This is a genomic window from Tindallia texcoconensis (assembly GCF_055383815.1).
This window is the reverse complement of record NZ_AP042431.1, coordinates 1,215,679-1,228,493: the sequence shown is the minus strand read 5'-3', so window position 1 is coordinate 1,228,493 and position 12,815 is coordinate 1,215,679. Positions and strand designations below refer to the sequence as shown.

Here is a 12,815-nt window from a genome sequence, read left to right as displayed (position 1 = left end):
CCTGGGAGGATGAAAAAAGTGAGTAATCATATGGAATTATCAAAAGAAGCATTTCTAAAGAAATTATCAGATCATGTGGTTGAAATGGAAGAGGAAGAAGTAATAGAGACCTGCAAAGCCTATCTGGAGGCAGGATTTCCAGCCTTTGATGCCATTATGGAAGGTTTGGTAGACGGGATGAACCGCGCCAGCATCCTTTTTGATGAAGAAGAATATTTTGTAACAGACATATTACTTTGTTCCGATGCCATGTACGAAGGCTTGGAACTTTTACGACCCCATTTACCAGAAGAAACAGCCAATCAAATAAAGCATAAGGGAGTGATTGGGGTAGTGGAAGGCGATACCCATGATATAGGGAAAAATCTGGTGAAAATCATGCTGGAAACCGCAGGCTTTGATATGATAGATTTAGGCAGAGATGTCCCCTTGCAACAGTTTGTAGAAACAGCAAAACAAGAGAAAGCAACCTTTATCTGTATGTCGACCTTAATGACAACCACGATGCAGGGAATGAAAAGGGTTATTGAATTATTAGAAGAAGCTGGCATTCGGGATCAGGTCAAAGTGATTGTTGGTGGAGGCCCGCTTTCCAAAAAGTTTGCAGAGAGTATCGGTGCCGATGGGTATTCCACCAATGCGGTGGAAGCGGTGAAATTGATGAAAAGACTGATTCAAGTAGCTTGAAAGTAAGGTAGAAAATCAGAAAGGAGGTAGGACGGTGACACCTAAGAGTCGTTTAGAAGCTGTTTTAAGCAGAGAGCAAATAGACCGGCCTCCCTGTATTTGTCCAGGAGGTATGATGAACCTAGTAGTGAGCGACCTGTTAGAAAAAAGCAATAGTAACTTTATAGAAGCTCATCAGGATGCAAAGATGATGGCAGAAATTGCTGATGCGGTATACAAAGAAAACTGTTTTGAGAATTATGGCGTTCCCTTTTGTATGACGGTGGAAGCCGAAGAAATGGGTGCCCTAGTAGATTATGGTGACAATCACTGTGAACCCCATGTTACTCATTATGTGATTCAATCCGTTGACGACTGGCGGTCACTTCAAAGCTCAAAACCAGAAGGTGGCAGGTCGGAAGTGGTGCTAAAGGCTTTACAAATTTTAAAAGAAAAAAATCCAGAGGTGCCGCTGATTGGAAACATTACGGGCCCTATCAGTACGGCCAGTTCTGTGATGGAGCCGGTGGTATTTTACAAAGAATTACGGAAAAAGAATTCCAAGGCTCATGAAATGATGGCCTTTGTGACAGAAAAACTGACTCAATTTGCCCTTCAACAGGTGGAAGCCGGAGCAGATGTCATTGCAATTTCAGACCCCAGCGGTACGGGCGAAATCATGGGCCCAAAACTTTTCCAAGAGTTTACGGTTCCTTATCTGAACCAGTTGGTGCAGGCGATTCGAGACAAAGGAGCCGCCAGTATTGTTCATATTTGTGGTCAGATGAAACAAGTATACCCTCAAGTAGACCTGGTGAAGAGTGATGTCCTTAGTTTTGATTCGGTGGTGGCCATGAAGGATGCGAAAAAAAACCTGCCTGATAGGTTGGTGATGGGAAATGTCAGCACCTTTTCCATTGAATTTTCAACACCGGATAAAGTCATGAGCTTAACCCAAAATTGCCTTCGTTCCGGGGCGGATATAATCTCACCGGCTTGTGGCCTTGGCATGAACTCGCCACTGGAAAATGTCCAAGCTATGTTGAAAAGCCTTAAAGAAGGTGGGCGATAGGATGCAAGAAATTTTAATTCAAAATCTCAATAGACGTATTAAAATGGATCCTCAAAAAAATCTCATGACACAGCTAATAGAACATCATATCTTTATCGATCATCCCTGCAATGGGAAAGGAACCTGCAGAAAGTGTCGAGTCCGACTGATAAAAGGTGACGTGACGGATTTAACGGAAACAGAAAAGCAGCATTTGTCCTCCAGAGAATTGACAGAAGGCATACGCCTAGCCTGTTTAATCTATCCTTTGTCGGAAATTACGGTAGAAACCTTAGGGAAAGAATCGACTTGTCAGGTGTTAACCCAAGGAGCATTACCAGAATTTGAATTTAATCCGTCAATAGAAAAAAAGAAAATACAGGTGCAACGACCAAGCTTAGAGAATCAAATGTCTATGGAAGAGAGCTTACTGAAGGCAGCAAAGGCACAAAGCCTTGACTGGGAGTTATTACAACAAGTGCCTTCTTATCAGGAAATACGAACCATCGTATGCCGCCATGGCCATTGCTACCAGTTGGAAAAAGGCGATACAGCGGACCAACTTTATGGTATTGCCGTGGATATAGGAACAACAACGATGGCGGTTTCCCTAGTGAATATCAGAACTGGTGCAGAGGTGGGTGTTACTTCTATGATCAATCCTCAGCATCGCTATGGTTCTGATGTGTTAACACGAATTACCTATCAAATTGAAAACCCGAAAACAGCCGTAGAGGAAATGCAAAAAACCCTTGTAGAAAAGCTGGAGGAATCCATTATCAATCTTTGTCAAACACTTCACATCAATCCAGATTACCTATATGAAATGACCGTGGCGGCGAATACCACTATGCTACATACATTGCTGGGAATCAAGGCAGAATCTATTGGAATTTCTCCCTATGCACCTGCCTTTACAATGTCAAAAGAGTTGAAGGCAGCGGCTATTGGATTCCAAAAATTGCCGGCTATGAATATCTATTGTTTGCCCTCTGTTTCGGCTTATATAGGAGCGGACATTGTTGCAGGGGTTTTTTCATGTCAATTGCAGAAGAGAAAAGAAACTACTTTACTCATTGATATTGGTACCAATGGAGAAATGGTTTTGTCTCATGAGGGGAAATTAAGTGCTTGCTCCTGCGCTGCCGGACCGGCCTTGGAAGGTATGAATATCAGCAGCGGAATGAGGGCGGCTAAAGGAGCCATTGAAGATATTGAAATAGATTCTTCGGGAATCAAATTGAAAGTCATTGAAAATGCAGAACCGGTGGGGCTTTGCGGAAGCGGGATTCTAGCCGCTACGAAAGAATTGTTGCGGAGTGGGATGGTAAAGAAAAATGGTGCGTTTATTAAAAAAACAGAGCTGGAAGAAGAGCATCCTTTGTACCATCGACTTCAAGTCAATGGAAAAAAGCGGGAGTTTCTAATAGCCGACGGCAATCAACCCATTTATATTACCCAATCGGATATTCGGCAGGTTCAATTAGCCAAAGGGGCTCTTCTGTCAGGCTTCTATGCTCTTTTGGATCAGGCGGGAATTACCATGGATCAATTAGATGAAATCATTGTAGCTGGACAATTTGGGGCACATTTGTCAGCGGATCATTTAGTCAAAACTGGGATTTTGCCCAGAGAAACGAAGCATAAAATCAGCTATGGAGGCAACACTTCTAAGACCGGAGCTTACATGGCCTTGATGGCTGTTGATACACGAAAGACAATGGAAAAACTAGCTCAGGAAATTCAATACAAAGAATTAAGCACCCATCCTAATTATGAAAAACTTTTCAGAGATTCTCTGGAATTTCCAAAGCTAGAAGATTAAAGGAAGAGGAAGAAGGATATCTATTACATTTCTCCATCAGGAAGGAAGATTTGATTCAGAATATTAATTTAACGAAAGGCGAGGCCTATGCTACAATTGGTATTTGGTGGCAGGACAACAAACAAATAAGAAAGGAGGGGTAGCATGAAGGAGGAAATGACACCGAAGGAACGAGTTGCTGCCTTTTCCAGAGGCGAAGCCATCGATCGTGTGATTACGGTTCCAGATATGGGGGTGACCATGACCCCTTTTCTTGGAATCAATGCAGACGATTACTATCATTCAGCTACCTTGATGGCGGAATTGGAAATTCAATTGTTTAAGAGACTCAGACACGACTCTGTCAGCATCTCCACCAGCCTTAGGGGGGTGGCAGAAGCCATGGGTGCACAGGTAGGGTATCCTAAAAACAATATTTCTTTCTTAAAAGCACCAGCCATTCAATCAGAAGAAGAAATTCATGGTTTAAAGCCGGCAGATCCGTTAAAAGATGGCAAACTACCTTTACTGATCAAGGCCATTGAATTAACACAAAATGCCATTGGTCATGAAGTGGATGTATCGGCGGCCATGTCAGGGCCCATTAGTGTGGCTGCTTCTATTATTGGTACCGAAAAGTTACTGCGGTGGATGGTAAAAAAGCCGGAAGCTTTGCATGAAGTCATGGAAGTAGTGACGGAGTCGAATAATCGATACATCCAAGAAGTAGCCAAATTAGGGGTATCCATAGGCTTTGCAGATCCAGTGTCTTCAACGAGTTTAATGAGTCCCAAACAGTTTAGAGCTTTTTCGCTTCCGTATTTGAAAAAGAATATCGATGAGATAAAAGAAAAAACAGGCGGGGCTCCAGGAATCCATATTTGTGGCAAAAGCAAACGGCTTTGGGAAGATGTAGTGCAGGCAGGAATTTCAAATTTTAGTATTGATAATGTGGAAGATCTGGAAGAAGCCAAAGAAATAATGGGGAAAGAGGTCATTATTACCGGAAATCTTCCACCAGTGGAGGTACTTCACTTTGGTTCAAAAGAAAAAATTTTTGAGTCCGTAAAGGAATGCATCCGAAAAGGCCACGATTCGCCGAAAGGATATATTTTAAGCACAGGATGTCAGATACCCATGAACACACCTATTGAAAAAATAGAAATGTTTATGGAAGCAGCCTGGCATTATGGGAAATATCCTATTCAAACAATTTAGGAGGACAATTAGATGAAAAACGACATCAATAAAGGTAGTTTTAGTGCCTTAGTGCCATTAATTGTATTTGTAATGGTATATTTGAGTGCAGGTATTATTTTGCAGATCGCTGGAGTGCCCATGGCTTTTTATCAGTTCCCAGCACCTATTGCAGCGGCTATTGGGGTGGTAGTGGCCTTTTTTATTATGAATGGTTCTTTAGATGAGAAATTTGACCTTTTTGTGAAAGGCTGCGGTAGTGAAAACATCATTATTATGTGTCTGATTTATCTCTTGGCAGGTGCATTTTCTTCTGTAGCTGAAGCTATGGGAGGCGTAGCTTCAACGGTCAACTTAGGATTGACGCTGATTCCTGTTAATTTCATTGTAGCCGGTGTCTTTGTCATATCTGCTTTTATTGGAATTTCTACTGGAACATCCATGGGAACCGTTGTGGCGGTTGGACCTATTGCTGTATCACTGGCAGAAAAAGGTGGCCTTAATTTACCGATGGTCTTGGGTGCTTTAATTGGTGGGGCAATGCTGGGAGATAATTTATCGATTATTTCCGATACTACCATTGCGGCAACCAGAACCCAAGGGGTTTCGATGAAGGATAAGTTTAGAGCAAATGCAGGGTTTGTTTTCCCGGCTGCCATGGTTACCTTAGTGGTAATGCTTGTACTGGGAAGGCCGGATCAATTGCCAGAAGCGGAACAGTATCACTATCACCTCATAAAAATTCTGCCGTATTTATTTGTACTAGGAGCGGCCTTAAAAGGAATCAACGTTTTTGCCGTCCTCACCGGAGGCATTGTGATTGCAGGAGGAATTGGCTTATTTTATGGAGATTTTACAGGATTAAGCTTTGTGCAGACAACTTATGAAGGATTTACAGGAATGATCGATATTTTTCTTCTTTCTATGTTAACGGGTGGTCTGGCTCATATGGTTTCGGAAAAAGGTGGTCTGGAATGGATTATTTATAATATTCGTTCTAAAATCAAAGGGAAAAAAAGCGCCGAATTGGGTATTGGATGTCTGGCAGGCCTTACCAATATGGCCACAGCTAATAATACCGTAGCCATTTTAATTAGTGGTAAACTGGCAAAAGAAATATCAAATGAGTTTGATGTGGATCCTCGGCGGTCAGCTTCTTTGCTGGACGTATGCGCTTGTACGGTACAGGGCTTAATCCCTTATGGGGCCCAGTTGTTGGTGGTAGCAAGCTTTACGGATGGGCTGATCAGCCCGGTGGAAATTATTCCTTATAATTGGTATTTTGGGATTCTTTTATTTTTTATTGGGCTGTCTATCCTGACTCCTTTTGGAAAAGGATATATTCGAAAAGTGCCTTTCCAGCAACCAGAAGCATGATTTTTTCGAATATCTCTATGGTTGTATAGAGGTGGAAGAAGCGTTTGCTCGTAATATAGGTGGACGATTACTTGTCAGGACATAAAGAGAGGACGCAATAAGCGTCCTCTCTTTTGCGTGTGTAGCTTTTCAAAATATTCTTTTGGCATCCTTCGTGTGTGGATTAGATACTACCAAAACAACCTAGATAAAACATACAAAATTTGTGGTTTCATCTGGGAAATGCTATACTAATGCCTAAAAGAGATAGTTGGAGAACTAGATGAAAAAAAGAATAACGATTTTAATGGCCATAATGCTGGTGCTAGGTGTTATTATGGTCAATCATTACATGAAAATGACCTATCATATGAACCTCATGGAATACCTTGCGGGGAATCATCAACTGACACAAGCGGATCGGGAGTATTTGGAACGTCATGGACCTATTATATACGGTTCTGGCGATAACTCCCCACCGCTTTATTTTGTGGAGGATGAATCGGCTCAATACAAAGGCATTGTCATCGACTACTTGCAAGCCTTATCTATTGAATTGGAAACAGAAATTCAATATCAGGCCATGACCTGGGAGCAGGCCCTAGAGAAGCTAAGCATAGGAGAAACACACCTATGCGATATGTACCCATCCAAGGAAAGGGCTCAAAAGTATCTTTTCTCAGACCCTATTTACTTTCAACGTGGAGTTATATTAGTGGCTAAGGAAAATACCGAGTTGCAAAAACCTAAGGATTTAGCGGGAATGCGTGTCGGCGTTCAAAAGGGAGATTATGCCCACGAATTTTTAAGAAGCCAAAGTGATGACATCTATTATGTATTTTCTGAAGATTATGAAGAAAGCCTCCAAAACTTGTTAGCTGGTGAAGTGGATGCGATGGTGGGAGATGAACCAGTGATCAGTTATCTGATGGAGGCCTATGGCATTAAAGAGAATTATCGAATTGTATCGGAACCGATGTATGAACTTCCTTCAGTGTTGGGTCTTCCAAAGGATAAGCCTGAATTAAAGCGAATCATTAATAAAGGTATTTTTGCATTGAATCAGACAGATACGGTCAATAAAATTCAACAAAAATGGTTTGGAATTTCTACGCCTATCGGCAGAGATGAACAAGCACATCGAATGGGCTTTTTCTTTTTGGCAGCCGGAGCCATGGGCTTTATGATTTTAGCCATGGTAGTGATATGGAATTTAGAGTTGAAAAAAGCTGTGTACCAGAGGACACAAGCCTTGCAACGAAGCGAAAAAAATCTACAAACGATTATGGACGGCCTGCGGTATATGGTAGTGGTAGTGAATCAAGATCTACAGATCTTAGCGGCGAATCAGCAATTTGAGTTATTTTTTGGAAAGGAATATCAACAAAAGCCTGTGAAACTAAAAGAGATCCTTCCTGGCTTAAAACCAATCCATCAGAGAATTTTAGAGCATACCCAGGCCACCATGGATACGTCTATACAAGGAAGGGATTATCAGGTAGATCTTTGTCCTATTCAGTATGGATCTCAAATGGAAGCGGCGACAGTCCTTATTATGGAAGATATTACAGATCGGAAGGTGCATGAAGCACAATTGCTTCAAGACCATAAAATGGCCGCCATAGGCCAATTAGCAGCGGGTGTGGCCCATGAAATAAGAAACCCCTTGGGTTTAATTAGAAATTATACGTTTATTATGCAGCGAGCAAAAGGAGATGGAGCGTTAATTAGAGAAGCCATTCAAAGAATCGATACCTCTGTAGAAAAAGCTTCGGATGTGATCGATAATCTTTTGAACTTTTCTAGATTGACGAACAATGAAAATAGGCTTGTGAATTTGAAAAAATTAATAGAAGAAGTAATAGAATTAAACGGAAAACTAATGGAACATCAGGATATTTTTTGCCATCTGGTTTTAAAAGAAATGGAAATAGAAACATGCGAAGAATCCCTTAAGCACATTCTGATTAATCTTTTAAATAATGCCATTGATGCCATGCCAGAAGGAGGCAAGATCACTATCTCTCTAAAAGAACAAAGAGAGAGGGTTCAAATTAGGGTGATTGATAAAGGATATGGAATGTCTGAAGAAACCCAGGAAAGAATTTTTAATCCCTTCTTTACTACGAAAACGAGAGGAGAAGGCACTGGGCTTGGGTGTTATATTGTTTATAATGAACTAGTGAAGTTGAAGGGAGAAATAGAAGTGACATCGAAAAAAAATGTGGGAACAACCGTTGTGATTTCCCTCAAGAAAGCAGAAGGTGATCTTAATGAATAATAAGAACTTTGAAATCCTAGTAGTCGATGATGAATCCGCCTACTGTGATTCTTTATCCTTTATTCTAAAAAGTGAAGGCTATGCGGTGGATGCCACGACAAATTCTTTAACGGCTCTGGAAATGATTCAAAATAAAACCTACCATTTGGTGATTAGTGACTTTTTCATGGAAGATATGAATGGCTTTGATCTGATTAAGGCCGTTAAAAAAATCAATCAAGCCTTGGAAGTCATTATTGTAACAGGCTATGGAAGCATCCGAAATGCAGTAGAAGCCATGAAAATCGGTGCTTTTTCCTATTATATAAAATCCCACGATCCAACGGAACTGCTCCATGAAACAGCCAAAGTAAAGCGAATCGTTTCCTTGACAGAAAAAGCACAGGAAAGTTCAAAGTCTAACCAGTATTTGATGAAATCTAAAAACAAAAAAATGCAGCAAATTATTGAAATGGCAGAGAAAGTAGCCAGTGGGGATACGGATGTGTTGCTTTTAGGCGAGTCGGGTGTTGGGAAAGAGGTCATCGCTAATTATATTCATGCGAAATCTATGAGAGCCTCCTATCCCTTTGTACCTGTAAATTGTCGATCATACTCCAAATCCTTATTAGAGTCAGAGTTGTTTGGGCATGAAAAAGGTGCCTATACGGGAGCGACAGAAACCCGTATCGGAAAAGTAGAGTCTGCCCAAGGAGGAACTCTTTTTCTGGATGAGATCGGAGATGCAACCTTAGATACACAAATTAAATTATTGCGGGTTTTGGATGCTAAATACATTGAAAGAATAGGGTCTAATGAGCATATTAACGTAGATTTTCGGCTTGTATGTGCGACAAATCAAGGCTTGAAAGAACAGATTCAGAAAGGGGAATTTCGGGAAGACTTTTTCTATCGCATCAGTACCTTTACATTAGAAGTACCTCCATTGCGAGAACGCCAAGAGGATATTGAAGAAATGCTGCGTTTTTTTGCGGAGCAAATTGCCCGTAAAATGGATAAAGGTCCTTGCGAGATTGAACCTGCCTTAATAGACCATTTATTAAAGTATTCCTACCCTGGAAATATTAGAGAACTGAAAAATATAATCGAAAGAGTAATTGTTCTTTCTTCTGATGGAATATTAAGAAAAAAAGATTTATTAGTCCATCAGCGGCAAGCCTATTCTTTAGAGCATACCCTGAAAGACGTGCGAGCTCAAGCGGAGAAAGCGTATATCGAGCAAATGTTAATCCATATGGATGGACACTTATCTGCAACGGCTGATAAACTAGGCATTACACGGCGGCAATTGTTTAATAAGATCCAACAGTTGAACATTCATATTGAGAAATAAATTTCATATCGAGAAATTTATTTCTCAGTTTGAAAAAATAAATCAATCCTCTAAAGGTTGAAAAAACTCCCTACAAATGATGGCATGATCCTTGCTTTTTTAATTATGTGAATCATTATTCTATTTAGGGAGGGTTTATATGTTTAATCAAGTAGTCGATGTTTTGAATGGAATTATTTGGTCAAATTGGTTAGTGTATTTATGTTTGGGAGCAGGTTTGTTTTTTACCCTATGGATGAAGTTTCCGCAGCTTCGTCTTATTAAAGACATGGTCCATCACTTGTTATCAGGTGGCGATTCGGATTCTGGGGTATCTTCTTTTCAGAGTTTCGCCATGGCCCTTGGTGGACGTGTGGGAACAGGTAACATTGCAGGGGTTGCATCCGCTATTGGCTTTGGTGGGCCTGGAGCAGTTTTTTGGATGTGGGCCATTGCTTTTCTGGGAGCAGGATCAGCTTATATTGAGTCAGCTCTTGCCCAAGTGTATAAAGAAAAAAGCGATGGTGAATACCGTGGTGGTCCTTCTTATTACATTGAAAAGGGACTGGGAAAACGATGGTATGCAGTACTATTTTCCTTTTCCGCAGTGATCGCTTGTGGATTTTTTCTACCAGGTATTCAGGCCAATAGTATTGCCACGGCGGTTAATAATGCCTTTAATATTCCGACGGCAGCCACAGGTCTCTTTGTAGCATTTTTGTTGGGTCTTATTATTTTCGGTGGTGTAAAGCGAATTGGAAAAGCAGCTGAAATTATTGTTCCCTTTATGGCGGTGGCCTATATTCTTATTGCGGTGGTAATTATCGCAGTGAATATTACGGAAATGCCTGCTGTATTAAATCTTATTTTCTCTCATGCTTTTAGTGCCAGAGCTGCAACGGGAGCTGTGCTGGGACAGGCGATTATGTGGGGCGTTCGTCGAGGCATCTATTCCAATGAAGCTGGACAGGGAACAGGGCCTATGGCAGCGGCGGCAGCCGAGGTATCTCATCCGGCCAAGCAAGGATTGGTGCAAGCATTTTCAGTGTATGTAGACACTTTGTTTGTCTGTTCGGCGACGGCCTTTATGATCTTGATAACAGGGATGTACAATGTGTACGACCAATCTGGAGAAACTCTTTTGGTTGAAAATATGCCAGGTGTAGCACCGGGCCCTGAATTTACCCAAGGAGCTTTGGATTCCTTTTTGCCAGGCTTTGGAAGTATTTTCGTAGCCATTGCCTTATTCTTTTTCGCCTTTAGTACGCTGATGGCCTATTACTATTATGCGGAGTCGAATATTGCCTTTATGACTCGTAACATCAAGAATAAAAAGCCTTATATCTTTGCTACGCGAATCACATTATTAGTGATGACCTTTATCGGTGCTGTCAATACAGCAGGAGCTGTGTGGGCCTTAGGGGATGTAGGTGTTGGCCTGATGGCATGGCTGAACATTATTGCAATTTTGTTGCTAGCGAAGACTGGGGTGGCAACGTTGAAAGACTATGAAGCCCAGACGAAATTAGGCGTTGATCCTGTTTTTAACCCGAAGGCCTTAGGCATTAAAAATGCAGACTTCTGGGAAGAAAAGTGGGAAGCAGATCAAAAGAAAAAAAAGACAGAAGCAGCAAGTTAAATAAAAAGATGCCTCTTTTCTGTGGACAACAGGGATAGAGGCATCTTTTTTATGTCAAATTAGTTAAAAAGGTCCAAATCCAATGAGGGCAGCAGTCGTAATAGCTGCTATGCCAATAACCGTCCAGATGGCTAATAGCGGAAGCACCCATTTCAAATAACGTTCAAAAGGAACGTTAACAATGGCCAAACTTGCCATTAAAACACCAGCCGTCGGTGTGACTAAATTGGTAAAGCCGTCACCATAATGAAAGGCCAATACGGCGGTTTGTCGAGTAATGCCAGCGATATCTGCAATGGGGGTCATAATAGGCATGGTAGCAGCGGCTTGGCCACTTCCGGAGGGGATCAATATATTTAAAAACAGTTGAAATACAAACATACCATTGGCAGCAATGACCGTTGGCATGGTTCCTAACCATACGCCGGCGGAGTGAATGACGGTATCGACAATCATTCCTTGCTCCATAACCACCAAAATACCACGAGCTACACCAACTACCAGAGCTCCAAAGGCTAAATCTTTTGCTCCTTTTACAAAACTTCCAGCGATTTCGTTCATATCCATTTTACCTAAAAGTCCAGCAAAGATTCCTAAGGCTAAGAAAAATCCGGAGATCTCATTGATGTACCATCCGTTTAGAAACACACCAAAAACCATGCCTACAAACCCAAGGAATACAATTAAGAGAACTCTGGTATGATGAGGTTGATATTCTTCGATACCAGATTCTGTAGCGTTGATGGTGGCTTCTAGTTCTACGTCACGAATACAACTTTTTTCTGGATCCTCCTTAACCATTTTTGCATATCTTTGAACATACCAAATGGTGACAACCAGCAAGATGACAAACCAGACACCTCGGAAAGCCAGGCCAGAATACATGGGTAATTCGGCAATTCCTTGTGCAACGCCGAGGCTAAAAGGGTTTAGCATTCCGGATGCAAAGCCAAGGCGAGCACCTACATAAACAATGCCCATGCCAACCATGGCGTCGTAGCCTAGCTGACGACATAGCAGTACAATGATAGGGATGAATGGCAGCGTTTCTTCAGAAAGTCCGAAAGTGGCACCGCCTATAGCGAATAAAATGATGAGGGCGGGAAAAAGTAAATTTTCTCGTCCAGCGAATTTACGAACAGCGACGCCTAAACCTGCGGTTATGGCACCGGTTTTCATAATAATACCAAAAGCCCCACCGATGATAAAGATAAAAGCCACAATATTTGACGCATCCACAAGCCCTCTCTGAACAGCGATAAACATATCAAAAGGATGTACAGGAGAAGATTCGACATATTCAAAGGAGGCGGCATCAACGACTGTTCTGCCTGTGGCCGGATCCTCTATTCGTTGATACTCTCCTGCAGGTAGCACATACGTGAGGATGGATACAGCAATAATGATCATAAATAATAAAGCATACACATGGGGAAATTTTTTCATAAGAACACTCCTTTAAGGTATTGTAATAGAGATGCATCGTTGCTCAATGAAGGTCAAGGAAAA

Annotated in this window: 9 protein-coding genes; 8 read left to right on the top strand and 1 reads right to left on the bottom strand. The window is 41.5% G+C overall.

The genetic code is table 11. The features are described 5' to 3' along the window. Positions 1 to 18 precede the first annotated feature (18 nt). From ACZ47N_RS05660 to ACZ47N_RS05625, 8 genes are all read left to right on the top strand, one after another. Positions 19 to 687 (top strand): corrinoid protein, encoded by a 669-nt coding sequence (locus tag ACZ47N_RS05660; RefSeq protein WP_330386619.1) that lies wholly within the window; start codon positions 19 to 21, stop codon positions 685 to 687. A 34-nt stretch (positions 688 to 721) separates the two neighbouring features. Beyond that, positions 722 to 1,738, top strand: coding sequence for a uroporphyrinogen decarboxylase family protein (locus ACZ47N_RS05655; RefSeq protein ID WP_464888162.1), 1,017 nt, complete (start codon positions 722 to 724; stop codon positions 1,736 to 1,738). A 1-nt stretch (position 1,739) separates the two neighbouring features. Then, complete coding sequence (locus ACZ47N_RS05650) at positions 1,740 to 3,542, top strand: ASKHA domain-containing protein (RefSeq protein ID WP_464888161.1); 1,803 nt, start codon at positions 1,740 to 1,742, stop codon at positions 3,540 to 3,542. 144 nt (positions 3,543 to 3,686) lie between these two features. Then, the gene (locus ACZ47N_RS05645) at positions 3,687 to 4,739 is read left to right on the top strand and encodes a uroporphyrinogen decarboxylase family protein (RefSeq protein ID WP_464888160.1); all 1,053 of its coding nucleotides are present in this window, start codon (positions 3,687 to 3,689) and stop codon (positions 4,737 to 4,739) included. A gap of 12 nt (positions 4,740 to 4,751) precedes the next feature. Then, positions 4,752 to 6,095: a Na+/H+ antiporter NhaC family protein gene (locus ACZ47N_RS05640; RefSeq protein ID WP_464888159.1), complete on the top strand. Its 1,344-nt coding sequence runs from the start codon at positions 4,752 to 4,754 to the stop codon at positions 6,093 to 6,095. 262 nt (positions 6,096 to 6,357) lie between these two features. Continuing rightward, entirely contained in the window at positions 6,358 to 8,355 is a 1,998-nt protein-coding gene (locus tag ACZ47N_RS05635) for an ATP-binding protein (protein WP_464888158.1), read from the top strand. Then, entirely contained in the window at positions 8,348 to 9,688 is a 1,341-nt protein-coding gene (locus ACZ47N_RS05630) for a sigma-54-dependent transcriptional regulator (protein ID WP_464888157.1), read from the top strand. The genes ACZ47N_RS05635 and ACZ47N_RS05630 overlap by 8 nt, the downstream gene beginning before the upstream one ends. A 139-nt stretch (positions 9,689 to 9,827) precedes the next feature. Further along, positions 9,828 to 11,306, top strand: coding sequence for an alanine/glycine:cation symporter family protein (locus tag ACZ47N_RS05625; protein WP_464888156.1), 1,479 nt, complete (start codon positions 9,828 to 9,830; stop codon positions 11,304 to 11,306). Positions 11,307 to 11,369: 63 nt separating this feature from the next. On the opposite strand, the gene ACZ47N_RS05620 is transcribed toward ACZ47N_RS05625, so the two are convergent. Then, complete coding sequence (locus tag ACZ47N_RS05620) at positions 11,370 to 12,752, bottom strand: YfcC family protein (protein WP_464888155.1); 1,383 nt, start codon at positions 12,750 to 12,752, stop codon at positions 11,370 to 11,372. Positions 12,753 to 12,815 lie beyond the last annotated feature (63 nt).